This is a genomic window from Arthrobacter sp. AK01, assembly GCF_021109375.1.
Classification (GTDB): Bacteria; Actinomycetota; Actinomycetes; order Actinomycetales; family Micrococcaceae; genus Arthrobacter.
Genome location: NZ_JAJOHP010000066.1, coordinates 1 through 26,094 on the forward strand (window position 1 = coordinate 1; position 26,094 = coordinate 26,094).

The 26,094-nt window shown below is 61.9% G+C and carries 23 protein-coding genes; 13 read left to right on the plus strand and 10 right to left on the minus strand.

Going from position 1 to position 26,094, the window contains the following annotated elements; translation table 11 throughout:
• Window positions 1-38: 38 nt before the first annotated feature.
• Together LN996_RS18950 and LN996_RS18955 are read left to right on the plus strand one after the other, a co-directional pair.
• Complete coding sequence (locus tag LN996_RS18950) at window positions 39-881, plus strand: carbohydrate ABC transporter permease (protein ID WP_231341967.1); 843 nt, start codon at window positions 39-41, stop codon at window positions 879-881.
• Window positions 882-961: 80 nt separating this feature from the next.
• Window positions 962-2,500 (plus strand): alpha-N-arabinofuranosidase, encoded by a 1,539-nt coding sequence (locus LN996_RS18955; protein ID WP_231341935.1) that lies wholly within the window; start codon window positions 962-964, stop codon window positions 2,498-2,500.
• Between the two features lie 98 nt (window positions 2,501-2,598).
• On the opposite strand, the gene LN996_RS18960 is transcribed toward LN996_RS18955, so the two are convergent.
• A complete protein-coding gene (locus tag LN996_RS18960; protein WP_231341936.1) occupies window positions 2,599-3,297 on the minus strand; it encodes a DsbA family oxidoreductase in 699 nt (232 codons plus the stop codon).
• Between the two features lie 147 nt (window positions 3,298-3,444).
• Between LN996_RS18960 and LN996_RS18965 the strand changes: the two genes are divergently transcribed.
• Window positions 3,445-4,479 carry a glycosyltransferase family 4 protein gene (locus tag LN996_RS18965; RefSeq protein WP_231341937.1) on the plus strand — a complete coding sequence of 345 codons (1,035 nt, stop codon included), beginning with the start codon at window positions 3,445-3,447 and terminating at the stop codon, window positions 4,477-4,479.
• Window positions 4,476-4,820, plus strand: a complete 345-nt coding sequence (locus LN996_RS18970; protein WP_374110775.1) for a hypothetical protein — start codon at window positions 4,476-4,478, stop codon at window positions 4,818-4,820. Before LN996_RS18965 ends, LN996_RS18970 begins: the two co-directional genes overlap by 4 nt.
• Window positions 4,821-4,867: 47 nt before the next feature.
• Here the strand turns inward: LN996_RS18970 and LN996_RS18975 are convergent, their stop codons facing one another.
• Complete coding sequence (locus LN996_RS18975) at window positions 4,868-5,911, minus strand: LacI family DNA-binding transcriptional regulator (protein WP_231341938.1); 1,044 nt, start codon at window positions 5,909-5,911, stop codon at window positions 4,868-4,870.
• A 195-nt stretch (window positions 5,912-6,106) separates the two neighbouring features.
• Here LN996_RS18975 and LN996_RS18980 point away from each other — a divergent pair, with 195 nt between their 5' ends.
• Genes LN996_RS18980 through LN996_RS19005 form a run of 6 tightly spaced genes read left to right on the plus strand, consistent with a single transcriptional unit; the run spans window position 6,107 to window position 12,598 of the window.
• Window positions 6,107-7,477 (plus strand): FAD-binding protein, encoded by a 1,371-nt coding sequence (locus LN996_RS18980; protein ID WP_231341939.1) that lies wholly within the window; start codon window positions 6,107-6,109, stop codon window positions 7,475-7,477.
• Window positions 7,474-8,475 carry a zinc-binding dehydrogenase gene (locus tag LN996_RS18985; RefSeq protein ID WP_231341940.1) on the plus strand — a complete coding sequence of 334 codons (1,002 nt, stop codon included), beginning with the start codon at window positions 7,474-7,476 and terminating at the stop codon, window positions 8,473-8,475. Before LN996_RS18980 ends, LN996_RS18985 begins: the two co-directional genes overlap by 4 nt.
• Before the next feature lie 52 nt (window positions 8,476-8,527).
• Window positions 8,528-9,895 (plus strand): MFS transporter, encoded by a 1,368-nt coding sequence (locus tag LN996_RS18990; protein ID WP_231341941.1) that lies wholly within the window; start codon window positions 8,528-8,530, stop codon window positions 9,893-9,895.
• Complete coding sequence (locus LN996_RS18995; RefSeq protein ID WP_231341942.1) at window positions 9,892-11,010, plus strand: Gfo/Idh/MocA family protein; 1,119 nt, start codon at window positions 9,892-9,894, stop codon at window positions 11,008-11,010. The genes LN996_RS18990 and LN996_RS18995 overlap by 4 nt, the downstream gene beginning before the upstream one ends.
• Window positions 11,007-11,867 (plus strand): sugar phosphate isomerase/epimerase, encoded by an 861-nt coding sequence (locus tag LN996_RS19000; RefSeq protein WP_231341943.1) that lies wholly within the window; start codon window positions 11,007-11,009, stop codon window positions 11,865-11,867. The genes LN996_RS18995 and LN996_RS19000 overlap by 4 nt, the downstream gene beginning before the upstream one ends.
• Window positions 11,864-12,598, plus strand: a complete 735-nt coding sequence (locus LN996_RS19005) for an SDR family NAD(P)-dependent oxidoreductase (protein WP_231341944.1) — start codon at window positions 11,864-11,866, stop codon at window positions 12,596-12,598. The genes LN996_RS19000 and LN996_RS19005 overlap by 4 nt, the downstream gene beginning before the upstream one ends.
• A gap of 22 nt (window positions 12,599-12,620) precedes the next feature.
• Here the strand turns inward: LN996_RS19005 and LN996_RS19010 are convergent, their stop codons facing one another.
• The 8 genes from LN996_RS19010 to LN996_RS19045 all read right to left on the minus strand — a co-directional run bounded on the left by LN996_RS19010 (window position 12,621) and on the right by LN996_RS19045 (window position 21,544).
• Complete coding sequence (locus LN996_RS19010; RefSeq protein WP_231341945.1) at window positions 12,621-13,151, minus strand: GNAT family N-acetyltransferase; 531 nt, start codon at window positions 13,149-13,151, stop codon at window positions 12,621-12,623.
• A 76-nt stretch (window positions 13,152-13,227) separates the two neighbouring features.
• Window positions 13,228-14,583, minus strand: coding sequence for a NosD domain-containing protein (locus tag LN996_RS19015; RefSeq protein ID WP_231341946.1), 1,356 nt, complete (start codon window positions 14,581-14,583; stop codon window positions 13,228-13,230).
• A gap of 46 nt (window positions 14,584-14,629) precedes the next feature.
• Window positions 14,630-15,571 carry a carbohydrate kinase gene (locus LN996_RS19020; RefSeq protein ID WP_231341947.1) on the minus strand — a complete coding sequence of 314 codons (942 nt, stop codon included), beginning with the start codon at window positions 15,569-15,571 and terminating at the stop codon, window positions 14,630-14,632.
• Between the two features lie 12 nt (window positions 15,572-15,583).
• Window positions 15,584-17,173 carry a glycoside hydrolase family 32 protein gene (locus LN996_RS19025; RefSeq protein ID WP_231341948.1) on the minus strand — a complete coding sequence of 530 codons (1,590 nt, stop codon included), beginning with the start codon at window positions 17,171-17,173 and terminating at the stop codon, window positions 15,584-15,586.
• Window positions 17,174-17,214: 41 nt separating this feature from the next.
• Entirely contained in the window at window positions 17,215-18,264 is a 1,050-nt protein-coding gene (locus LN996_RS19030) for a LacI family DNA-binding transcriptional regulator (protein ID WP_231341949.1), read from the minus strand.
• Window positions 18,265-18,361: 97 nt separating this feature from the next.
• Window positions 18,362-19,291: a carbohydrate ABC transporter permease gene (locus tag LN996_RS19035; protein WP_231341950.1), complete on the minus strand. Its 930-nt coding sequence runs from the start codon at window positions 19,289-19,291 to the stop codon at window positions 18,362-18,364.
• Complete coding sequence (locus LN996_RS19040; protein ID WP_105692744.1) at window positions 19,291-20,178, minus strand: carbohydrate ABC transporter permease; 888 nt, start codon at window positions 20,176-20,178, stop codon at window positions 19,291-19,293. The genes LN996_RS19035 and LN996_RS19040 overlap by 1 nt, the downstream gene beginning before the upstream one ends.
• Window positions 20,179-20,257: 79 nt before the next feature.
• Complete coding sequence (locus tag LN996_RS19045) at window positions 20,258-21,544, minus strand: sugar ABC transporter substrate-binding protein (protein ID WP_172325718.1); 1,287 nt, start codon at window positions 21,542-21,544, stop codon at window positions 20,258-20,260.
• Between the two features lie 312 nt (window positions 21,545-21,856).
• Between LN996_RS19045 and LN996_RS19050 the strand changes: the two genes are divergently transcribed.
• From LN996_RS19050 to LN996_RS19060, 3 genes are all read left to right on the plus strand, one after another.
• Window positions 21,857-22,054 carry a hypothetical protein gene (locus LN996_RS19050; RefSeq protein WP_231341953.1) on the plus strand — a complete coding sequence of 66 codons (198 nt, stop codon included), beginning with the start codon at window positions 21,857-21,859 and terminating at the stop codon, window positions 22,052-22,054.
• A gap of 72 nt (window positions 22,055-22,126) precedes the next feature.
• Window positions 22,127-23,332, plus strand: coding sequence for a NosD domain-containing protein (locus tag LN996_RS19055; protein WP_231341964.1), 1,206 nt, complete (start codon window positions 22,127-22,129; stop codon window positions 23,330-23,332).
• A gap of 34 nt (window positions 23,333-23,366) precedes the next feature.
• Window positions 23,367-25,958, plus strand: coding sequence for a GH32 C-terminal domain-containing protein (locus tag LN996_RS19060; RefSeq protein WP_231341966.1), 2,592 nt, complete (start codon window positions 23,367-23,369; stop codon window positions 25,956-25,958).
• Window positions 25,959-26,094 lie beyond the last annotated feature (136 nt).

The window sequence follows — 26,094 nt, forward strand, 5'->3', positions numbered from 1 at the left end:
GTCCCGCCCCCAGCACCACCACCGGTAACAGCCCCAAGATCCGCCAACCCCGCAAGAAACTGACGGTGGGCAGGATCGCGGCCATCGTGGTCGCCGCCTTTATTGCCGTACTGTGGCTGATCCCGTTCGCGTGGGCCACCGCCACCGCTTTCAAGACCGAGACGGATGCCGCAGCTCCGGACGTCACCTGGCTGCCGCCGTCGGGCTTCACTCCTGAAGCGTTCGTCAAGGTGTTCCAAGACGGCAACATCCCGCTCTGGACATGGAACTCGCTCTACACCTCGGCGGCCATCACGGCCATCACCCTGGTGATCTCGGCACTGGTGGCATATGCACTGTCGCGGATCGATTTCAGGGGGAAGAAGGTGCTGATGACCGTGATCATCGCGTCCATCATCATCCCGCCGCCCGTGCTGATCATCCCGCTGTTTTACCAAATGCTGGCGCTGAACCTGATAGATACCTCGTGGGCCATCATCCTGCCGCAGGTCATCCACCCCGCGATGGTGTTCGTGCTGAAGAAGTTCTTCGACCAAATCCCGCGCGAGCTCGAAGAAGCGGCCGTGATGGACGGCGCCAGCCGCTTGCGCATCTTCACCCAAATCATCCTGCCGTTGTCCCGGCCCATCCTGGCCGCCGTCGCGATCTTCGTTTTCATCGGCGCGTGGAACAACTTCCTGTGGCCGTTCATCGCCACCAACGACGGCAACCTGCTGACCCTCCCAGTCGGCTTGCAGACCATCAAGAGCGCCTACGGCATCCAGTACGCGCAGAACATGGCGTCCGCCCTGCTTGCAGCGCTGCCGCTGATCGTCGTCTTCCTGTTCTTCCAACGCCAGATCATCAAGGGCGTCGCGACGACGGGACTCGCCGGCACCTGACCGGCACCCGGCGCCCACCACCAGTTTCAGAACCCAACAGTTTTCAACACAACAGTTTCAGATCACAACCAAGGAGATACATGTCCCGCGCACGCATCACCCTCGACCGCGACTTCACCATTGGCGAGGTACCCCGACGACTCTTCGGCTCCTTCGTGGAGCACATGGGCCGCTGCGTCTACACCGGCATCTATGAGCCCGGGCACCCCGAGGCTGACGAAAACGGCTTCCGCCAGGACGTCATGAAGCTGGTCAAGGAACTCGGCGCCACCGTCATCCGCTACCCCGGTGGCAACTTCGTCTCGGGCTACAACTGGGAAGACGGGATCGGCCCGAAGGAAAACAGGCCGCGCAGGCTCGACGGTGCCTGGCACACCGTGGAGACCAACGCCTTTGGCCTGCACGAGTTTGTGGACTGGTCCAAGCAGGCCGGTACGGAAATCATGGAAGCCATCAACCTTGGCACCAGGGGAGTGGATGCTGCCCGCGAGATCGTGGAGTACGCCAACCACCCCGGCGGAACTTACCTGTCCGACCTCCGCGCCAAAAACGGCCACAAGGACCCGTTCAACATCAAGCTCTGGTGCCTCGGCAACGAGTTGGACGGGCCGTGGCAGATCGGCCACAAGACCGCCGACGAGTATGGCCGGCTGGCACAGGAAGCCGCCAAAGCCATGCGGTTCGTGGACCCCTCGCTTGAACTGGTGGCCTGCGGCAGTTCCAGCTCCAGCATGCCCACCTTTGGTTCGTGGGAGCAGACCGTCCTCACCCACACCTACGACGAAGTGGACTACGTATCCCTCCACGCCTACTACCAGGAACATGAAGGTGACGTGGGCAGCTTCCTTGCCTCCGCCGTCGATACTGACTATTTCATTGAGTCAGTGGTGGCCACCGCGGACGCCGTGCGCGCCAAGGGCAAGCACAAGAAGCACATCAACCTGTCCTTCGACGAGTGGAACGTTTGGTACCAGCGCGGCCTGGACACCGAGGACCAGCCGCACAATGTGGCCAAGGCAGGCTGGCGGGAACACCCGCGCGTTATTGAGGACAAGTACAACGTCACCGACGCCGTTGTGGTGGGTACCCTGCTCAATTCGCTGCTCCGCCACGGCGACCGCGTGAAGATCGCCAACCAGGCCCAGTTGGTCAACGTCATTGCGCCGATCCTCTCGGAAGAGAACGGGCCGGCGTGGAAGCAGACCATTTTCCACCCGTTCGCACGCATGGCCGAGCTCGCCAAGGGCCAGATCCTGCGGCTCTCGGTGGACTCGGACAAGTACTCGAATGCGCGGTTTGGCGACACGGACCTGGTGGACGTGAGTGCGACGTGGAACGAGGAGACGGGCCGCGTGGCACTCTTCTTCGCGAACCGTGGGCTGGAAGAAGCCGCCGACGTCGAGGTAGCTTTGCGCGGTTTCGACGCCCGACAGGTGCTCCGCGCCGAGGTCCTTGAAATCCCCGAGGGCGGCGACCGCTTGACCGTCAACACCCAGGATCAGCCGCGCCGTGTGGGCCTGACGGCGCTGGAAGGTGTGAAGGCGACTGGCTCGGAGCTACGCCTGACGCTGCCCGCCTTGTCGTGGGCCGTCGTCGAGCTTGACGTGGTGAAGGGCTAGCCGCCCACCCGACTGAGTAACAGCAAACGTCGCTATGAGCACTCATAGCGACGTTTGCTGTCACCTGGTTGGGTTAACGCACGACGGCGGTTGGCTGGCTAGATTGCGCAGCCGTCAGGGCCGCAGGCCTCGGCGTCGGAGGCGCCCACCGGGATCAGGGGGTTGGCTTCCTGCCAGGCCTGGTTCAGGGCTTGGCTGAAGAGGTCCGCGGGCTGGGCCCCGGAGATGCCGTACTTGCGGTCGATGACGAAGAACGGGACGCCGGTGACGCCAATGGCGCGGGCCTCATTGATGTCCTGGTTGACCTCTTCCGCGTATTTGTCCGAGGTGAACAGTTCTGCAACTTCGTTGGCGGGCAGACCGAGGGCGGCACCGAGCTCCGTGAGGTACTCCTGGTTGCCGATGTCCTTGCCGTGCTCAAAGTGGTCGCTGAGCAACTGCTCCTTGGCGGCGTCCTGGCTTCCGTGGGCAGCGGCGAGATGGATGAGGCGATGGGCGGTGAAGCTGTTGGCCACCACCACCTTGTCGAAGTGGTAATCCAGGCCCTCGCCCTTGGCCGTCTCGGTGACGTGGGCGAACATCTGCTTGACCTGCTCCGGAGCCATGCCCTTGCGGTTGCTCAGGTAGTCCAGCTCCGTCCCGTCGTAGTGCTCCGGAACGGAAGGGTCCAGCTGATAGCTCTTCCACTCGATGTCAACGGAGTCGCGGTGCGGGAACTGTGCCAGGGCGGTCTCGAAACGGCGCTTGCCGATGTAGCACCACGGGCACGCGACGTCTGACCAGATCTCAATCTTCATGCTGTTGGCAACCCTGTAGGCCGGCCGGGCATTCCTTGCACTGCTGTTATTTTGCTCACCCATTGTTGTTACCACCGAAGCCCAATACTCTTGAAAAGGGTTATGAAGCCAGCCCTTGGACTGGGGGTTTTGCGCGGAGGCTCCAGCATGCGCATCGGACTCATTGTTGGCCCTTGGTTTACCGTGCCGCCGGAAAAGTACGGCGGAACGGAACGTGTTGTGGACGCCCTCGCCTGCGCGTTGATGACAGCCGGACACCAAGTTCTGTTAGCCACAACATCGGACAGTACCTGTCCTGTGCCCAGGGTCCCCGACCTCGGAGAGTCAGAACCCGGGGAGCTGGGGACCAGCGAATCGGAACTGAACCACGTCATCAAGGCCTACGCCGGAATGCACCACGTGGACATCATTCACGACCACACGTTGGCCGGCCCTCTCTACGCTCACCGTCCACCGGGGATACCTGTAGTGACTACCATCCATGGGCCCCTCACCGGCCGGACGGCCGGGCTGTACCGTGACATGGCGCGGAACACCGCCATTGTGGCCATATCCCATGACCAGTGCAGCGGAGTCCCCGACCTCCCCATCTCGGCTGTCATCCACCACGGCATTGACCTCTCCCAAGTATCTGCGGGTGAAGGAAAGGGTGGCTACGCGTGCTTCGTGGGCCGGATGTGCCCGGACAAGGGGCTCCTGGAAGCCGTGCACATTTCCCGGAAAGCCGGCGTCCCGCTCCGCATTGCTGCCAAGATGCACACCCCGGCCGAGAGGGAGTTCCATGACCAGGTGGTGCTACCACTGTTAGGACCCAATGAGGAGTTCCTGGGCGAACTTTCAGACCCGGAGAAATATGAGCTCATGGGAGACGCCTTGGTCCTGCTGAACCCCATCCAATGGCCCGAACCCTTCGGCTTGGTGATGATTGAGGCGCTGGCCACCGGAACACCTGTACTTTCCACCCCCAAGGGGGCCGCTCCGGAAATCCTGACCCACGGACTCAACGGCTTCCTCGCCCCGTCCAATGAGCTGGCCAATTACATGGAAGCCGTGGCCGGGATCAGCCGGGCAGCGTGCCGCCGCACTGTGGAAGAGCGCTTCACTGCTGCCCGCATGGCGGCAGACCATCTGGAACTCTACGCCCGCGTCTTGGCCCCCGTGGAGGAAGCTGTTCGCCCTTGACCGCCTGGAACGCCGATCCGGACGCTGGTACCTCGGAATTCGGTCTCGTGCGGTACGGCTTCGTGAAGGAAGCCAGCCGGGTTGCGAGCGGACTGTTCGACGCCGCCGAGCACTTTAGCGGTCAACTTCCGGAGCTTTTTCCGGCGCCCTTGCAATTAGCCCGCATCCTGCTGCGGTCCTACCCAGATTTCACCCGAAACGTCCTGCATTTGGCACCCATCCTGCCTGATTCCTTCGGCACCTTCACCGCGGACAACGACTTGCTGGGGCGCTCGATGATCACCATCCAGGCGTCCGGCTCCTCAGGGAACGTGACCGGGCACCCTCTGGGCTGGAGTTGAGGTCCGATCCAAGGCCGCCCTTGACAGGGGAGATGTTCGGTTAGTTTCTAGAGGGTGCCGCGGCGGCCGTACCTCTCACTAGATTCGGTGGTGTCCTTCGCAGCGGTTGTGGTGCCGGGCCGCAGCTCAAATTGCGGGGCTTCCGGGATTTTGGGCGATCGGCCGGCATCGGCGATGTAGGCGGCGGCCAGCCCGCCGAGTTCCACAAGCGGAAGGGTGACGGTGGTGAGGCCGAAGACCGCCCCGCCTCTGGTACCTCCGATGCCGGCCACCGAAACATCATCCGGAATGCGGTAGCCGGAGGTCCACAGGCCGGCCAAAACACCCACGGCGATCTCGTCATTGGCGCATACGATCGCTTCGGGCAGTTCTCCCGCGGCGATCAGGTGCGCCACTGCCTCCCGCCCGGATTCCTGGCGCATGCCGGCGTTCCCCAACACCATGGGAAGGGCTCGGGCTTCGAACATCGCACGGCGATATCCGATGACGCGCTGTTCCACGGCTGTCAGCCCCGGCATACCGCCGACAAATGCAATCCTCCGATGGCCCAGGGAGAGCATATAGCGGGTCAATTCGTAGGACGCGGCATGGTTGTCGATGACGATTTTGGTGGAATCGAATCCGCGTGGAGCCAGCGCCACCACCCTGGTTCCGGCCCTGACAGCAAGATTGACCTCCCGCGCCAGTTCAGCCGTTCCAGGGGAGCCCTCGATGTCGCTGCCGCAGAACACGATCCCGGAGGCCTGATGCTCCCGGAGAACGCGGAACTTGGTTCGTTCTTGTTCAGGGTCCCTGTTCGCATTGGCCAGGATGGTGACGAATCCAGCCTTGGCGGCTTCTATTTCGATGCCCCGGGTCAACTCGGCGAAGTAGGGATCCAGGATGTCGCTGGCAATGACCCCGATGATCTTGCTGCGCTGCTGCTTCAAGGCCTGGGCGGCGGCGCTTGGTGTGTAGCCCAGCGTCTGGGCAGCGGATTGGACACTCTCGCGAATGTCCCGGGACACCGGATGGGCTGAGCCATTGAGCACGCGCGAGGCTGTAGCCACGGAGACGGCGGCAAGCTCGGCTACTTCCCGCAATGTGGCCATGTTTCCCAGACTCCTTCGGTGGATTCAACCGTCCAAGCCTAACTGCCACCGGGATGGTTCCCTGGTCGCGGCACGAAGTGCTTGACAGGTGCGTCAGTACACCCTTAGCGTAATGGTAAACCTTTGCCACTGCGATGTATGCCTTTACGGATATAGTGGCAAACGTTATCCGTTAGAACTCAAAGGAGAGATGCAATGACCGACCTTACAAAACCCTTCGACCTGATCGTGGTTGGTGCGGGCGCGGCTGGATTGGCGGCCGCCAACCGTGCGGTGGACCTCGGGGGACGGGTGCTGCTCCTGGAGAAGGGCGGGGCACCTGGTGGTTCTGCCGCACTGTCGGCGGGGATTCTTTGGACCGCCCCAAATCTTGACGTCCTTCGGAGCATCCAACCGGACGGGGATCCTGTTCTTGGACCGTTGGTGGTTGAAGGCTACGACCAAGCGGTGCAGGATGTCCGTGAAGCCGGTGTAACTGTCAGCGATGAATGGCTGGACCATCTGGAATGGGGCCGTGCCTGCAAGATCGACATCAAAGAGCTGATTTCCAAATGGTCGGCAAAAATTGAAGCCACCGGTGGCGGGCTCCTGACGGGCGTGAACGATATTGAACTCATCATTGAGGACGGTGCTGTGGCCGGTGCCTCGTTTGAGTTTGGTGGGGAACGTATCGCCGTCCTCAGTGGGGCAGTTCTCCTGGCCACAGGCGGATTCCAGGGCGATCCTGAGCTGAAACAGAAGTTCATTGGCAATGGCGCCGATGATATTGCTGTCCGAAGCAATCCCCACTCGGTGGGCGACGGATTCCGCTTGGGAGCTGCCGCCGGAGGTGCCGCCAGCCGTCACCTTTCAGGTTTCTATGGGCACACGTTGCCCAGCCCCTTGCCTGTATCTCCGGAAGTGTTCTTGCGGCTGACCTTGTACTTCTCCGCCTACGGCGTCATGGTAAACCGGCTGGGACGGCGGTTCACCGACGAGTCTCTGGGCGATGAGGTCTCCAACCAGGCAGTTGTCCGTGAACCGGGACGCCGTGGTGTTCTGATATGGGATGACGAAGTTCAGCAGACGCGGGCGCTTGCCGTACCGTATCCCAGCGGCATGGCCCTCGACCGGCATGCTGAGGCCTCCCAGTTGGGAGCGCGCACCGCCGAAACTGCCACTCTTGAGGAACTGGTGGAAGTGGTGGCCGGCTGGGGTGTTGACCGTGCGGGCCTAGTGGAGACCTTGGAGAACTACCAGCGTGCATCCAATGGCGAATCAGTCAGCCTGGACGCACCGCTTCCCAAGCGTCCAAGCCCGCTCAAGAAGGGCCCGTTCCGCGCCGTGGAATTCCAGCCCTGCATCACCATCCCGTTCGGCGGACTGAGGGTGAACGGTGACAGCCAGGTTCTGGACCGCGACAATCGTCCTGTCACCGGGCTGTTCGCCGCCGGAGCAGACGCGGGTGGGGCCCAGGACCTCCGTTATGTGGGAGGCATCGTGTTTGGTTTCGTCTTCGGCCGGCGCGCAGCAGATGCGGCCATGCGCACTGTCCGTGCCTCGGACAAACTGGTTGCAGTCTCATGATCACCTCGACAGTGGGCTGCAGGGTAGCGTGGGAAGGACCCGGACAACTCGACTTCGAAGACAGCGCGTGGCCGGCGCCGGGTCCGGATCAGGTGGTGATTCGTGTCGAAAGTGTTGGAGTCTGCGGCACTGACCTCAGCATCTGGCGGGGCGACCATGACGGTCTCCGGAAAGGCTCTGTTCTGGGGCACGAATTCGGCGGCACGATTGTGGACGTCGGGGCCAACGTGGAGTTCAGGTCCGTTGGACAAAAGACAGCTGTAGACCCCAACCTGACGTGCGGAAAGTGCCAGGACTGCCGTGCGGGCTCCCGTGGCCTTTGCAGCGAGCGCAAACTTATGGGACGGGACGTCGACGGCGGGCTGCAGAGCTTTGTGGCGGTGGATGCCGCTCAAACAATCCTTGTTCCCGGGGAACCGGATTCCCGTGCGCTGGCGCTTGTCGAACCGATCGCTGTGGGAGTCCACGCATGTGCACGGGCCGAAGTAAGGTTTGGCAGTCACCTTGGCATCATCGGTGGAGGCGCGATCGGAATGGCCTGCGCCCTTCAGGCCCGCAGCCTGGGCGCCGCGAGCATCACGGTGGTGGAGCCTGACCCCCAGCGCAGGGAAGCCATCGAGGCCTTCGGCGTGAGCGCCTTGGCTCCCGGTGACGTTCCCGGACAGCGCTGGAACGTTGCGATCGACACTGTCGGCAGTGCCGCCACCATCAGTGCCGTGATGGACCTGATGGTGCCGGGCTCCACGATTTGCGTGGCAGGCCTTGCCACCGGCGGAACGCTGCCTGCCGCCGGTGACCTGGTACGCCGCGAGCTCACCATCACCGGAACGTTCTGCTACACCACTGCCAATCTCCACACAGCTGCAGCGCTCGTGGCACTTCACGGGCTCAACGCCCTTCCGCATGACCTCATTCAAGGTCTCCGCAATGCCCCCCAGGCAATCGAAGACTTCGCCCAAGGCCGTCTTGGCCGCGGCAAAACCCTCATCATCCCCTAGCCCAACAGGGCAATTACCAAAGACGACTGAATCTGCAATGAAGGAGAAATCAGTGAAAACCTCCCTGCAAGACACCGCGGTGCTTCCACCGCATGCCAAGAACAGCCCTCGGCGGGCAGCTGTCGCCAGCATGGCCGGCGGAACGCTGGAGTACTACGACAACTACATCTACGCTCTGGCAGCAGCCCTCGTTTTCGGGAAGATCTTCTTCCCGGAGGCAGGAGGCGTGGCGACGTTGGCTGCGCTGGCCACCTTCGCGGTCTCTTACGTTGCCCGCCCCCTGGGTGCAGTGCTCTTGGGACACTTTGGCGACCGGATCGGCCGGAAGAAGGTGCTGGTCTTCATCCTGATCCTCATGGGAACGTCCACCTTCCTGGTCGGCTGCCTGCCCGGCTACGCGCAGATTGGCGTGTGGGCGCCCACCCTGCTGATCACGTTGCGGATTCTCCAGGGAATTTCCGTGGGCGGCGAGACCGCTGCCGCCACAGTATTGACCATTGAAGTTTCTCCTGAAGGCCGCCGCGGCTTCTTCACGAGTTGGGCTCCTAACGGCATCGTGGCCGGTTTCGTTCTGGCAACACTTGTCTTCGTACCCATTTCGGCTCTGCCTGAAGCCCAACTCCTCAGCTGGGGCTGGCGGATCCCGTTCTTCCTGAGTGCCTTCGTCACCATTGCCGGATTCGTGATCCGGGCAAAACTCACCGAACCAGAGGCATTCGTGGAAGCCCAGGCTGAGCACGCGCTGGTCAAAGTGCCGGTTGTGGAGGTGTTCCGGTCCCACTGGGGTGCCATTATCCGCGTGACGTTCTGCTCACTCGCCTTCGCCATCGACACCGTGATCAAAGTCTTCGCCCTCTCCTTCGCCACCAGCGTGTACGACATCCCGCGGAGCACCATGTTGTGGGTCCTCATCGTCAGCCACATCTGCGCACTGGTGACGCAGCCCTTGCTCGCTGCCCTTTCCGATCGAGTAGGCCGCAAGCCGGTCTTCATCGCCGGAAATCTGGGCTGTGCCGTGATGATCTTCGCCTACTTCGCCGCGATTCAGTCGGGCAACGTCCCCCTGCTGTTCCTCACGGGGTTCCTCTCGGTCTCCTTCGCTTACGCGGCCATCAATGCCACGTATCCGTCATTCTTCGCGGAGATGTTCAACCTGAAGGTCCGCCAGACGGGAATGGCCCTGGGCCTGCAGATCGGATTGATCGCTGCGGGCTTCGCCCCCACGATCTACACCGCGCTGACGGCCGGAAACCCGACTGACTGGCTGCCAGTGGCAGTGATCTCCGCCGTCATCTCCCTTCTCGCTGTAGCCGGCGCCCTCACGGCAAAAGAAACGTCCAAAATCCCGTTGGATCAACTCGGATCTCCCATCTCAAACCAGTCCCAGCCCACCCCCATCCGTTCAGGAGAACAGTCATGAACCAACCTTTCCGCGTAGGAATTGTGGGCTGCGGCAACATCGCCGACAACCACTTCCAGTCCTACTCCGCAATCTCCAACGTCCACGTCGTGGGCGTCTGCGATGTGGATCTTGGCCGCGCCCAGGATTTCGCTGCAGAACGTGGCATTGCCGGAGCGGTCCAGTCCGTTCGTGAACTCATTGAGTTGGGGATCGAAGCACTCAGCGTCTGCACGCCGCACCCCACCCACGAGGCAGTAGTGACTGAAGCAGCAGCCGCAGGCGTTCACATTCTGTGTGAAAAGCCGGTGGCGACGGACGTAGCGTCAGCCCAACGAATGGTGGCTGCCGCTGAGCGCCACGACGTTACTTTCGGCGTCGTATTCCAGCGTAGGTTCTGGCCTGGGGCCCTGGCTTTGCGCGCTGCCATCGACGACGGCCGGCTCGGGCAGCCGATGCTCGGCCACTGCCAAGTACTCCTGCATCGCGGGACCGATTACTACAACGCTGCCGCGTGGCGCGGTACATGGGCGGCCGACGGCGGTGGAGTGCTGATGACCCAGGCCATCCACTACATAGACCTGTTGCAATGGTTCATGGGAGATCCAGTGGAGGTCAGCGCTAAGGCCGGCACGTTCGTCCATGGGGAGTCCATCGAAGTAGAAGACACGGCGGCGGCACTTATTACCTTCGCCTCCGGTGCGATAGCGACCCTTAGCGCCACAGTGGCGGCATCGCCCAATCTGGGAAGCCGGATCGTGGTGACAGGAAGCCGCGGTGCCACCGTCAACGTCTCTGAATACCCGGAAGGCTCCGACGCCATCAACGACTTGTGGGCTGTCCGGGGTGAAGAACGAGCCATCGACGTGTTCCAGGACGGACTTACGGGGGACATTCCCGTGGCAGAAGTGAATGCCAAGCTCCTCCCTTTGCACAAACTCCAGGTGGCTGACTTCGTCGATGCCGTGAGGAGTGGCCGCGCACCCTGCGTGAGCGGGCGGGAAGCGATGAAATCACTGCAGATCGTCGCAGCGGTCTACGAGTCTGCCCGGACGGGACTGCCGGTTCGGATCGGCAAGGGATCCACGGAAGCGCAGGCCTTCCCCCATTTGAACCAAGTGGTGGCTTCACGATGAGGACCAATGTAGAGCTCAGCCTGAACCAAGCCACGACGCGCCCATACCCCCTGATTGAAACAGCAGAGGCTGCCATGCGAGCGGGCATCCGACACATCGGCCTCTGGATTGAGCCGGTGGAAGAGCTCGGCCTGGCCCGGACCCGCCGGTTGCTCAGCGACACCGGCCTTTCCGTCAGTTCGGTCTGCCGTGTGGGTTTCCTCGCCGACAAAGAGGGAGCCGAATTACGGGCGGCCATGGATGGCGTCAAACGGGCACTTGAGCTCTCATCCGAGGTGGGCAGTCCAATGCTGACGCTCATTGCTGGAGGGTTGCCGCTGCACGATCCGTGTATCCGCAGCGCCGAAAACCGGCTTCGCGGCCTGCTGGAGGAACTTGAGCCACACGCACGTGCAGCGGGAGTGCGCTTGGCACTGGAACCCCTGCATCCGTTGTTCGTTCAGAGCAGGAGCGTCGTCACGACGATTTCCCAGGCGCTCCGTGTAGTCGAGGATTTTCCGGTTGAAAGTGTGGGAATCCTCATCGACGCCTACGCAACGTTCTGGGATCCGAATTTCGACGACGACGTCCTCGCCGCAGGCAATAGGATCGCCGGTTACCAGGTCAGCGATTTCACGCTTCCCTTGCCCGTTCCGGAAAACATGAACGGAAGGCTGTTTCCTGGAGACGGATCCCTCGACCTTGGTGCCCTCACCTCATCCGTCCGCCGTTCAGGCTATACGGGACCCATCGAGGTGGAAATCTTCAACGAAGACATCTGGCGGTTGCCGCTGCAAACCATAGTGGATCGCACCGTGGACAGCTTTAGCCGCCACGTCGCAGAACCCGTCAACGCTAGGGAACGCCAAACAGTATGAAAACCCTGAACTTGACGGGTACAGGACTTCGATGCCTCATAGTGGGAGCGGCTTCCGGCATAGGGGAGGCAACTGCGCGGAGGCTTGGCAGCAACGGTCACCGAGTCATCGGCGCGGACCTTCCATCGTCGCGGTGGCCTGTTTCGGGTAGTACCTATAGCCAACTGGACATGGATATTACGGACAATCAGTCGGTACAGGCCGTGGTTGCGGAAGTGGTGGCCCGCTTGGGTGGCCTGGATGTGGTTGTTAACACGGCAGGCATCCTTGGCAAGATTCAGCCGTCCTCTGAAGAGTCCGTCGAAGAGTTCGATCTGCTTTTGCGGGTCAACCTCACCGGGGCGTTCGCGCTCTCCAAAGCCGTGCTTCCGGTTATGGCGGAGAACGGCTTCGGGCGGCTCATCCACTTCTCCTCCACAGCAGGCAAGGAAGGCGTTCCGGGGATGACAGGTTATTCAGCGAGCAAAGCCGGCATCACTGGCTTGGTGAAAGCGCTGGCCAAGGAGTACGCCGCCGCGGGCATAACGATCAACGCCATCGCACCTGGCAAGATCGATACGCCGTTGCTCAACGGAGAGGCGCCGACAGCCGAAGACCTGCAGAAAATACCCATGCGTCGCCTGGGGACAGCTGAGGAGGCAGCAGCCCTGGTGGAGTTCATCGCTTCACGTGAGGCCTCGTACACCACGGGCTTTGTGTTCGATCTCTCCGGCGGCCGCGCCGTTTACTAGGAGCCCGTTTTCCAGGATTCGGTCAGAGCTCGTATTCCATCACGAAGTCGTGCTCCACGGTGTTGCCCAGGGTGAAGGACTTGGTGCCGATCCGTTGGAAGCCGCTTTTCTCATAGAAACGGATTGCCTTCGCGTTCTCGCTGTTCACCCCGAGCCACACCCCGGCAGCGCCCTTGTCTGCGGAATGGGCCAACGACGCCTGGATGAGACGTGACGCGGCGCCCTTGCCATGGTATTCCGGGTGCACATAGCACTTGCTCAATTCGGTGGAAGGGAGCGAGGACAGCACGGATGCTACGTCCGGGTCGCTGGCCGGCTTGGCAACCAAGAGCGTGTACCCGTTCAGCTGCCCGTCGTCGTCGAGCACCAGGATGGTGATGTTCGCGTCGGCGAGGTAGTCCTTGAACTTGGCCTCACTGAGCGTCTTTTCGATGTGGGCCTGGATATCGGCCGGCGAAGAGCCCGGCGGGCAAGCTAGCGGGAAGGTGATGGCGGCAAGCTCAGCCAGCTTCCCGGCGTCGTGCGATGTTGCGGTGCGGATGGTTTCAGTCACGTGGTCCCCCCGGGAGTTTTTGTACAGGTAATGCCCCTAAGAACGAATCTTAAGGGCATTAGCTGTACGAAAACTCCTAGTCCACCGTGGGGGTGGCCCTGAAGGCGTTGGTAGTCCTGTCCGCGAGTACTTGCCGTTCACTGCCCGAATCGAGGATGGTGTTGCGTGTTGATTCGGGGTCAACCAGGACAGCCGTCACGGAAAGGGCATCAGCAGCGTCTGTTGTCAGCAGGGCGTCCACCTGACCTTCGAAGCAATCGTCACTGGTGGTGGCATGCACGTTCATTGCAACGACGTGGTTGTTGGACACGAAGTTCCCTGTACCTTCGCGCAACCGGATGATGACCGGCGTCGCGCCTTCGGGACGGATACTCGCCGAATCGATGATCTGGGAAAAGTGGTTGCCGATCACGGAGTTGTTGTTGCCGCTGACACTCAGGACTCCGTGGAGGTCATCCAGCCCGTTGTCGATCCCCAGGAAGGGTGTCCAGGGCTCGTGGTCACGGAGGAAGTGGTTGGTGGCCACGAGGTTTTCCGAGCTGTTCCCGTCGAGGACAACCATGCCCGCGTAGAAGGAATGCAGGCGGTTGTTGGTGACGCTCGAACGGGTTACGCCGTTGAAGTGGACGCTGCTCGCTCCTCGGGGAAAGACGTTGTTGGCGGTGACAAGGAGCCCGCCGTGGTTTTCCGCGTAGATGGAATGACCCTTGAAGCCGGCGCCGATCAGGTTGTCGGTGACCTTGGACGCCTGTCCCCAGCCACGCAGCTCGATGCAGCTTCCGCATTCCGCGATGAAGTTGTTGTGGATGGACAGGGCGTCCGCGTTGTGGATGGTCAGGGCGTGTTCGAGGTAGATAAAACCCATCTCGTTGACGCGGAAGGAATCGTTGGCACTTGAGACGTGGATGCCGGTCTTGCCATTCACATAGCTGTTTTCCGCGGGTAGCTCCGAGCCGTCCGGAGCGAAGTGGAGCCCATCGATGCAGAAGTTGGCGAACTCCACCGAACTGATCCGGGGACTGCCCGCACGTTCAACCCGGAAGGCAGCTCCCTTGGCCGGGTCAGCCTTGGACGGCTCAGTGCCCCCGCCAGCCGGGAGCAGGTCCACCAGGACGCGGCTCCCTCCCGGCCACAGTTCGTGCAGATCGGGCCATTCGTCTTCGGGGACGTTGAATCGGATGCTTGAGGACGTGAATCCGTGGCCCGAGCCCTGGATCCTCAGGAAGCTGATGTCTATCAAAACCTGGGTGCGCAGGCGGTAGTCACCCGGCGGCAGGTAGATCACCGCTCCCGGCTTTCCGCCGTCGTTGACGTCTGAGGCGTTCTGCCGTTCCTTGATGTCAGCGATGATGCTGTTGATGACCTCGCCGACGTCCTCGGACGGATTGCCGATGGGCCAGTTGGTCACGTCGTAGTAGTTCTTGCTGGACATGGCTTGAGTTCCCTTGATGTGTATCGGGTGGGTTGTTTGGGCGTGGTCAGAGGGCAGGTTGGTGTTCAACCACGTCACCCAGCAGTTCGTACGACGTCGGTGGGTTGGCGCCCGCGCGCCGCACTGTGATGGCCGCGGCCTTGGTGGCCCTTCGTCCCAACGATTCCAGAGCCTCTTGCCGTAAGCCGACCGCCCCGGTCAGGAGAAGCCCGTAGATCAGGGCGGACATGTACGAGTCACCGGCGCCAATGGTGTCCACCACGGTGGACTTCAAGGAGGGAACCAACAGCCGGGCACCGGGGGTTGAAAGCATGGATCCTTCGGAGCCCTTAGTGACCACAACAAGCCCGGCCCCAAGGTCCAATATGCGCTGTGAAGTGTCCTCAAGCGACCAGCCCGGGTAGAGCCACCGTGCGTCCTCGTCGCTGAGTTTGACCACCTCGATCAGGGGGATGAGGTCCTCGAAAATGGTCTTTGCCTCGGTCTGGCTGCCCAGCAGGGCAGGGCGGACGTTGGGATCGTAGGTGACTACGCATCGCTGATGCACCTGCTCCAGGAGTTGTCGTACCGCGGATGCTCCAGGCTCCAGGAAGGTGGCGATTGATCCCGTGTGCAGGATTTTTGGCACGCTCACGGGGGCAATGGCGGGAAGCTCCCATTGGATGTCGAAGTCGTAGTGGGCTGAACCGTCCGACGCCAGGGTGGCGGTGGCCGTAGCAGTCCGGCCGGGCCTCCCGGCAGCGGTCAGGAGTTCGACGCCGGCGCTCGCCAAGTGCCGCTCGATGGCAGCACCGTGGTGGTCATCTCCGATGGACGTCAACAGGGCGGTTGATACGTTGAGCCGCCCGAGCCCGTAGGCAACGTTGGCGGGGGATCCTCCCGGGTGCTCAACGGTGCCCCGTGACGAAACGACGATGTCGATCAGAGCTTCACCGACAACTACGACGTCGGCGCCCGAGCCCTGTCGGGTTGCTTGAACGTTGTTCATTCCTGCTTCTCCTTATACGTGTGACGAGACCGTAAGCTTCAGAACCGTTGCTGTGCCGCCCTCGGCGGTCAGCCAGTTCTCCTGGCTCCCGGCGTCCGGGAAAACGAGGTCGGTCAGGACCACCTTGCCGTCCTGGGCAAAGACTTCCACTGAGCTCTGGTCCACCACGATGAGCAGCTTGAGGATGCCGTCCTCCAAGGCAGCGGGCGCTGATTCGGCTGACGCGAACTTTTCGTGGAACGTGGTGTCTCCTGACCGGGTGCGGTCAAGGGTGATGCGGCCGTTGCTTGTGGTGTAGCTCAGTACAGTGCCCTGGCTCCCGTCGGCCCTCGCGAGAAGCCGCAGATCAACGCGCTTGGCGGTTCCCGGCACGATGTCAGCCTCGATCACTTGAGCGGTATCCGGCCTTGCATCCGGCAACCGGAAGGCGTTGGCGCCCAGCGTGAAGCTGCCGGACTTGGCCAGCTCTTGTTTCAGATCTCCCAGGATGGGCCGCTGGACCAGTCGTGTGGCGCCGTTCAAGGAAACGCCGCTGACGGAATCGCCGTTCACTGAACTCAGTACGACCTCTCGGGCAAGAGTCATGGAGGACCGCCACGGTGCCGTGGGTAACTGGTTGGCGTAGTCCCAGTTATTCATCCAACCCATGATGATCCGCCGGCCATCCGGGGTGTTGCTGAAGGACACGGAAGCGTAGCAATCACGTCCCCAATCCAGCCACATGCAGCGCTGCAGTCCCGCAGCTGCCTCATCCGCGTCTCCGATTGACGAGAGACCGGCAGGAGCCACCAGAGAACCGGCATCCGGGAGGAAATGGACGCCGTCGAAGTGCCCGACGAAATACTGGCCGCCCGAACCTCCCGCCACCGCACCGGGGTTGATGTTGACGATCAGCACCCATCTGATGTTCTGTGGATCCCCGTCCACCGCCAAGGGAAAGAGGTCGGGGCATTCCCACTCACCGGAGTCGGCGTTGGCCGGACCAAAGTGGCTCAGGAAGTCCCAGCGTTTGAGGTCGTCGGAGCGGTAGAAAACCACCTTCTGCTGCTGCGCTTCGACGGCGACCATCACCCAAAAGGAACCTTCCCCGCCGTGGTAACGGAACACTTTGGGATCGCGGAAGTGCTCCGAGTTCCTGGTCACCACAGGGTTCTGATCGTATTTGCGCCATGTCATTCCGCCATTGGTGCTGTACGCCAGGGATTGGGCCTGCGTCCCGCTGTGAAGGGTTCCTGCCTTGAAGGCGCTGGTGTACACAGCCACCAAAGCCGGTGACTCCACGGTGCCAAAACCGGAGGTATTTCCGTGGTCCACCACCACGCTTCCGGAGAAGATGTCCTCTTTCTCATCGCCGGCAATAGCGACAGGATGCTCCGTCCACTGCAGGAGATCCGTGGAGGTGGCGTGGCCCCAGGACATGTTCCCCCAGACGTTGCCGTAAGGGTTGTTCTGGAAGAAGAGGTGATACAAACCGTCGTGGTAAACCAAGCCATTGGGATCGTTCAGCCAGGTGTCCCTTGCCGTGAAATGGATGGCAGGCCGGAATCGGGGAGTTACGGCCGGGGCTGTTTCCGGGCGTGCGGCATCAAGGCTACTGGACATGTGGTGCGTTCCTTTTGGGACGTTGAAGTGGCTTGTTGGGGTTACCGCGGAGCTGCGACTGATTCGCGGCTGACCAACGGGCAACCCAGAATGGTTGGGTGGAGCGCCATCAAGGACAGATCGTCCTTGCCCTCGATAGCGTCTATGAGGTGTTCAGTGGCCCAGGCACCCATTTCGTAGTGGGGGAGGGCCACGGTGGTCAGCCCGGGGTAGAGGTTGGCCGCGATGAGTTCCTGGTCATCAAAACCAACAACTGAAAGGTCCGCCGGGATACTGAGGCCCAACTCGGCTGCGGCCCGGTAGGCGCCCATTGCCATGCGGTCGTTGTAGCAGAACAAGGCTGTAGGAATATCGGCGCGGTCATCCCGCGACAGGATCCGTTTGGCCGCCTCATAGCCGCCCTGCACTTCCGAGATCTCGGACTCGACAGGTGCAGCATCGCCGTCGAGCCCTGCTTCGGTGAGCATGGCCCGGAAGGCCTGAAGCCGCTGGCGGGTCGCGGGGACGTCGTCGGTGTTGTTGATGAAAGCTATCCGGGTGTGGCCGGCGTCGAGGAGTGCACCAACAGCGGCGCGGGCACCTCCGTCCTCGTCCGGGACCACAGCCGTGATGTTGCCGCCGATAGCGACGGAGTCCACCAGCACGGACGGGACGCTGCCCAGGTTGTCCGGGAGTTCCACATTGCGGTGGTACATGGTGGCATAAAGGATTCCGTCCACGCGACGTTCCAGGAGGGCCTGGACGTCGGCTTGCCTCGATTCGAGGCTGGCGGAGCCCGGAGTGTTGATGATCATGAGATTGTAGCCCCGGGCCTTGGCGGCCTCATCAGCGCCCAGGATGATCCGGCCGGCGTGGGGAGTGGTGGCGATTTCCTCGCTCACCAACCCCAGCATGCCGGTCCTTTGCGTGCGAAGGGCCTGGGCCAGGCGGTTGGGGCCATAGCCTAGTTCCTCGGCCGCGGTCTTGACTTTGTCCCTGGTTTCGCTGCTGATCCGGGCGTAGGAAACCTCGTTGAGGACATGGGACACCGTGGTGACGGACACGCCGGCGGCGACGGCAACGTCCTTGATACCGATGTTCTTGTTGCTCATCCGACTCCCACGTCCTTATGGTTGGTGATGCCCTTGGGGGCTATCAGTAGGCTACTCGTTGATGGTGGCACTGGCCCTTGAGTACTGGACTTGATGATCAGCCCTTCACAGCGCCCAGCGTCATGCCTGCCACGATTTTCCGCTGCAGGAGCAGCGTCAGCAGGATGACCGGGATCGAGTAGACAGCAGCGAGGGCCGTCATGGATCCCCAGTCCAGGCCGAACTGCGTTTGGAAGTTCGCAATCACCACGGGCGTGGTCTGGGACCGGATGGCTGTCATCAGGAGGGCGAACAGGAACTCGTTCCATGAGGCCAGGAAGGCGAAGATCGCGGTGACGGCGATACCGCCGGACACTACCGGGATCACCACCCGCCACAGGGCTCCAAGCCGGCTGCACCCATCCACGGTTGCGGCTTCTTCCAAGTCCCGGGGGACCGACTCGAAGAAGCTGGACATCAGCCAGATGGACAGCGGAAGGGAGATGGTGGTGTGGGCAATGGACAGGGCTATGGGGGTATCCGCCAGGCCCACCGAGGACATCATGGACGCCAGCGGAATGCCGATGGCCACTGGCGGCACCATGCGGGTGACCAGGGCGGCCATGATGAAGACGCGTCCGCTCGGTGTCTTGTAGCGTGTGATGCCGTAAGCGGCCGGAACGGCCAGGACCAGTGACAACACAGTACTGATGACAGCCGTTTGGATGCTGTTGATGAAGGACGCCAAGACCCCGCTTCGGCCCAGGGCGTTGGTGTAGTTCTCCAGAGTCCACTCCCGCGGCAGGATGGTGGGGGGAACCGCGATGGTGTCGATCGGCGTCTTGAACGACGTGAACAGCAAGTACAGGAACGGGAAGCCGTACAGCACCATGGCCACGGCCAGCAGGATCCAGAGGATGGTACGGGTGCTCCGTTTGCCGGCTTCGAGGCCTTCGCGGTTGACCCCCCGCCGTTTGCGCAGCGGTTGTGGCTCGGAAGTATCCGACGCCGGCGGGCTGGCTTTGGTGGCTAGGCTCGCGTTGCTCATCAGTTGTCCTTTCCAGGCCGCCAGATGGTGGCCACTGCAACGAAGGCAATGGCGAGCATTGCGAGGAGATAGATGGTGCCCATGGCACTGGCGAGCCCTGGGTCGCCGAAGCGGATCATGGTCCGGTAGATCAGCAGGCTCATGGTTTCCGAGGCCGACTGCGGTCCGCCGTTGGTCTGGATGAGGATGGTGTCGAAAGCCCTTGCTGCGTCAATGCCGCGAACCACCAGCGCGACGGCGATTACTGGACGCAGCAGCGGAAGGATGATCCGGAAGAGGAGTGCCGGAGCCCGTGCCCCATCAAGGCGGGCGGCCTCGATTAGATCGCCGGGGATGTTCTGGAGGCCCGCAAAGAGCACAAGGCACATGAAGGAGGTGGTGAGCCAGATGTCCGGAATGGCCACCGAGAACAACACAATGTTGGGGTCGGACAGCCAGCCGATCTGGTTGGGATCGGACAGGATGCCGGCTTGGTGGAGGAGTGTGCCGATGAGGCCGAAATTATCGATCATCAGGAACTTCCACAGCAGGCCCGCCACGATCGGGGCGATCATCAGGGGGTAGAGGAAGACGGTCCGCCAGATCTGGGATTTCTTCCCCAAGGTGGTGAACAGCAGGGCCATGCCCAAGCCGAGTGCGAACTCGAGTGTCACCACCACCAGGGTGTAGGCAAGGGTCCGCCATCCGGCGCTGGTGAAGGCTTCGGAGGTGAACGCCGTGACGTAGTTTTGGAAACCCACAAAATCACGGGGGCCGCCCGCGATAGGGGAGATCTTGAAGAAGCTGTCCGCCACCAAGCGGAAGAGGGGATAGGCCACGAATACGGCCAGGAACAGTGCCGCGGGCGTCATCAGATAGAGGGCGAAGCGGCGATCGGAGATACGCACGGTTTTCTTTTCTGCTGGTTGGGACCGCGGCCGGCACTGTCTTTCGCGCTGTGCGCGGGCCGGTGCCGGCCGCGGAGTTCTACTTCAGGAGGTCCTGGACCTGCTTCTTGGCATCGGCCAGGAGCGCCGAGGTGTCTCCCCCGGCCACGGCCTTCTGCAGCAACGGGATCAGGACGGTGTCAACGATCTGCTGCCACTTGGCGGTTGCCGGCCGGGTGGCCGTTGCCGGAGCGTTGAGGGTTTCAATCAGCGGCTTGAAGCTTTCGTAGCCAGGCTGGTCCTGGTATTTCTCAAACGCGCTGATGCGCGAAGCCAGGCCGAGCTTGGAGTCGATGCCCATGCTGTTGTAGTCATAAGCACATTTGACGAACTTCTTGGCGGCTTCAGTGTTCTTGGTTGCCTTGGGAACGGACAGGTACCAAGGTCCCGGGACGCCTGCGACGCCGGCGCTGCCGCCGATCATCGCTGCGGCACCTACTTTTCCTGCCACGGGTGCATCAGCAGGGATCTGGCGGTAGGCATGGGCCCAGAAGCGGGTCATGGCTGTCTTGCCCTGGTTGAACAGGTTTTGTGCCGCGGCCCAGTCAACCTGTGCGGCGCCGGTGGGGGCAGACTTGGCCAGGCTCACATAGAAGTCGAGGGCTTCCTTGTGGGCCGCGTTGTCGATGACCACGTTGTTGTCCTGGTCCAGCACCATGGGGGAACCGGCCTGGAGCACATGGGCCAGCCATTCTGTTTCGACGGCGCCCTTCACGTCCGTGCCGTACATGCCGTCCTTGGTGAAGAACTCGGAAATGTCCTGGTACTGCTTCCACGTGGTGGGTGCGGCGAGTTCGTAGCCATATTTTGCCTGGAAATCGGCCTTGTTCTTGGCGTCTTCGAAGAGGTCTTTGCGGTACAGGATGATCTCGGCGTTGGTCCAGGCTGGCAGGCCGATGAAGTGGCCGTCCACGTTGGCTTCCTTGACCAGTGCGGGGAAGATGTCCTTCTTGACGTCGTCTGTGAACAGCTCATCGATGGGTTGGACGGCGTCCTTGAAGCTCGGCAGCCAGACCGAGTCCAAAGCCGCGACGTCGAAGGACACGTTGCCCGAGGAGAACTCGCTGGACAGGCGGTTGAACATGCCGTCGTAGGGGAGCTCCACAAAGTTCGCTTCAATTCCAGTGTCCTTCTTGCACTGCTCAGCCACGCCCGTGAGTTCGGCGTGACCACCGGCTTCGACCAGGACGTTGATGGAGCTGGAGCCGGCGGAGCCGCCGGAGGATGGTGCCGGGCCGCCTGCGCCACAACCGGTGGCAGCGAGTGCGACGGCGGTGCACAGCCCGCCGAGGGTGACGAGCTTGGAGATGGTGTTTCGAGTGGACATCGCTGTCGACTCACTTTCTCTTGAACGGAAATTGCAGAGAGACGAAGGGGATTGCAGTTGGCTTGAAAAATCGTTTTGCCAAAACGACTTGGCATTGACATTAGGACTGTAGGGCGAGTTCTGTCAATGGCTTCCGCGAAACATTTAGGACCCCTTGACGCCATTGGTGGCTTGATCATAAAGTGGGCCGCGCCAGTGGACAAATCGTTTTGGCATATTTTGGCTGATTTGGCATTTTTTGGCAAACCTCCCAGTCCTGATCAGTTCCGGGCCGCCGGGCCGCCAAGTCACCATCGAGTTCAAAGGAGAACCATGGATCCAACTCCATCCCCATCCCCATACCTGAGCCGAAGGAGCATCCTTCGGCTGATTCCAGCGGCGGCAGTTGCCGGCACCGCCGTCGTGCTGTCAGCGAAGGAAGCCATGGCGAAAGGCCCGGCGCAGAAGGTGCCTGCTACGGGAGGGGCCCAGGCAGCGCCAGGGCACCGGGGCATCATCGGTGTGCTCTAGCAGCAAAAGCACCACCAGCACCACCGCAAGGCCACTCGAGCAGTACCCCCAATGATGTGAGGAGAAAACGCTGTGACCACTGTCTACGACGTCACCACCTGGAGCGTGCCAGGGAACCCCGCCGCCACCCCGTACAACGACATCGGGCTCATCATCAACAGCATCATCGCTGACATTAAGAGCCAGCAGACCAACCAGGCATCAAAACCCGGCGCAGTGATCTACATTCCGCCGGGAGACTACTCGCTCAAGACCCGTGTCAACGTGGACGTCAGCTTTTTGACCATCCGTGGATCCGGGCACGGATTCACGTCCAGCAGCATCCGCTACAACGCCGGCAACACCTCCGCCTGGCATGAAATCAACCCCGGGGGGAGCCGGATCCGCGTGGAAAACACCGACGGAAATACAGACGCCTTCCGCGTCTACCGGACCGGAGACCCGCGGCTTAGCTCGATCGTGTTCCAGAACTTCTGCCTGGACGGTGTCTCCTTCGGCTCCAACGAAAACGACTACACCAACGGCAAGACAGGCATCCGCTTCGACTCCGCCAACGATTCCTGCAGGGTTGAAGGCATGGGCATGGTGTACCTCGAACATGGCTTGGTGGTGCGCGACACTGATGCCCTCAGCGTCAGCGGCAACTTCCTGGCTGAATGCGGATCGTGCATAGAGCTGACGGGATCAGGCCAGGCCTCCAAAGTCACGGACAACCTCATTGGCGCAGGATTCGTGGGATTCTCCATCTTCGCCGAGGGCCACTGGGGCCTTCTGGTGACAGGGAACAATGTGTTCCCCCGTGGAAAGAGCAGCGTGCACTTCAAGGACTGCGGCCGATCCTCCATTACGTCCAACCGTTTCCACGCTTTCTATGCCGGCATGGTGAATTTCGAGGGGAACTGCACCGAGAATCTGGTGGGAGCCAACCATTTACTGCGGCAGATGGAACCGTTCGATCCACTCAAGCCCTACAACAACGGCCTGGACGATCTTTATGGCCTGGTGCACATCGCCGGCAGCAACAACACGGTCACTGGCAACCACTTCAGCTACGACGTCCCATCCGGTTCCGTGGTGCCGGCAGGGCAGACGCCCACCATCATCCTGGTGGCGTCCGGAAACAACAATTTCATCGCCACCAACAACACGGTTTCGGCCATTCCCGTCCACACGGTGGTCTTGGATGCTTCAACGTCCGGGTCCAAAGTGCTGGACAGCGGCGACAGCAACCAAGTGGTGCGGTACGCGTCCAGCTACTCCTTCAGGCCCACGCCATAGCGGCCGGCAAGCACTCGTGAAAGGTCGGTCAAAGATGACCAGACGTACCAAAGCCTGGCTGTCGATCGGGACTGCCGTGGCACTCACCGCAGCCTCTTTCGCAGTGACTACCAGCGCTGCCCGGGCCACCGACCCGGATCCAGCCACGCAACAATACCGGCCCTCGCTTCACTACACGCCGGAGGCCAACTGGATGAACGACCCCAATGGGTTGGTTTACCACAACGGCAAATACCACATGTACTACCAGTACAACCCCAACGGAACACGGTGGGGAGACATGAGCTGGGGGCACGCCTCCTCAACGGACCTGATCCACTGGGAGGAGCAGCCCCTCGCGATTTCGCGGGGGCTCAACGGCAACGGGCAGGTGATCGAAGAGATCTTCTCAGGATCCGTGGTGGTGGACACCCACAACAGCAGCGGATTCGGGACCCTGCAGAACCCGCCCTTGGTTGCCGTGTACACGAGCAACTACACGGGAGCGCACCCGCTCTACCCGGGTAAACAGGCGCAATCCCTGGCGTTCAGCCTGGACGATGGTCAAAGCTGGACCAAGCACGGCGGAAACCCTGTCCTCAGCCGGAACACGCCAAGCTTCCGCGACCCCAAGGTCTTCTGGTACGACAATCCATCCGGAGCGGACTATTGGGTGATGGCTGCGGTGGAGGCGGACGAGCACAGGGTTCTCTTCTACAAGAGCAGCGACCTTAAGCAGTGGGAATACCTGGACGATTTCGGCCCGGCGAATGCTGTCGGCGGGCAGTGGGAGTGTCCTGACCTGTTCCCGCTGGCAGTCGATGGGAACCCCAATAACGTCAAGTGGGTCCTGGCTGTGAACATCAACCCGGGGGCCGTGGGCGGCGGCAGCGGCGGACAGTACTTTGTGGGGGACTTCAACGGAACAACGTTCACCGCGGAAAACATCGACCCCGCCGACCAGCTTCCACCCGGCAACGTCCTGGCCGGCTTCAACGGCGGCAACTACGGCGGGTGGAACGTGCAGAACGATCCTTCCAACGGTTCCGGTCCATGGGGGAGCGCTCCGGCGTCGGGAACCATCCCCGGGCAGCAGCAAGTAACGGGTCACATCGGTGCGGGACTGATGAACGGCTTCCACGGTGGCGACACTCCCGTCGGCACCATGGAGTCCGCGCCGTTCACCGTGGACAAGGATTACCTCAATTTCCTCATCGGAGGCGGAAAGCATGCCCAGCAGCCCGGACAGCAGTCGGGCAACCAGGCTCCGCCGGGTTACCTGCTTTTTGACGGGTTCGACTACCCAGGAACGCTCTCCCAAGCCGGTTGGCAACTCAGCGGCGACTTCCAGGCGGCACTGAACCCGTCGACGTCGGGCGGTGAATTCGCCAACGGGAAAAGAATCAATACCTTCGAAGGCGGCCCCTACCAGGACAACAACGTCGGCACCATCACGTCCCCTGAGTTCTACCTGACCAACACCAACATTGCTTTCCTCCTGGGAGGTGGAGAACGAACCGACGGGCAACTCCAAGTGGAACTGCTGGTGGGCGGCGTGCCGGTCCGCACCACGACGGGAACCAACTCGGGGGACCTGAATTGGAAGAACTGGGACGTTTCCCCTTGGTACGGGCAGATCGCACGCATCAGGATCGTGGATAACGCAACGGGTCCGTGGGGGCACCTGACCCTGGACAACATGGTCCTCGGTTCGGAGCCGGCCAAGGTCCGCAGCAGCGAAACCACCGTGAACCTCGTGGTCAACGGCCAGACGGTGCGGAGCGCAACCGGAGCCAATTCCGAGCACCTGGCCTGGAACGCCTGGGACGTCAGCGCCTATAAGGGCAGCCAGGCCACCATCAGGATCGTCGACAACAACCGCGGAGGATGGGGGCACATCCTTGCCGATGAGTTCGTTTCCTCGGAGGCATCCCATCTGGAACAGCACGATTGGCTGGATTGGGGCAGGGACTACTACGCCACGGTGTCGTTCAACAATGCGCCCGACGGCAAACGCATCATGCTGGGCTGGATGAACAACTGGGATTATGGCCAGGACACCCCCACCTCCACCTGGCGCGGAAGCATGGCCCTGCCGCGGGAGGTGGTTCTCACCCAGACTCCTGCCGGACCAAGGCTGCGGCAGCAGGTGGTGTCACAGGCGGACACGTTGAAGAACACGGCCGCGAGCTACACGGCATCCGCGCAGGACCTCCAACAGGGAACCACCGCACTTCCGATCACAGGCGATGTGGTGCAGATTGATGCTGAGTTCTCCCCGGGCAGCGCGTCCGCGTTCGGCCTGAAAGTGCTCGGAAACGCCAACGAATCAACAAGGATCGGTTACGCAACGGCCTCTCAGCGGCTCTCCATCGACCGGACCAACTCGGGCAACGAAGGCTTCCATCCCGCCTTCAGTTCAGTCGAGGACGCGAAGGTGGAGTTGATCAATGGCAGGCTCCACCTCCGGGTCTACGTCGACAGGGCATCTGTGGAGGTCTTTGCACAGGATGGCCTGACGACCCTCACGGACCAGGTCTTCCCCGGTGCTGGCGCCACAGCAATTTCGGTCTTCTCCGAAGGGGGTACTGCCCGGCTGGAAAGCATGACCGTGACGCCGCTCAACCCGGCTATGTGGGGAGGCTGACCCGCCTTGCAACGCACGACGGGGGGGGGGGGGGCGGGGGGGCCCCCCCCCGCCGGGGCGCCGGCGGCTGTATGCGGGTGGGGCCCCCCCCCCCCCGCGCGCCGGCCCCCCCCCCACCGGGGGGGGGGCGGGCGCG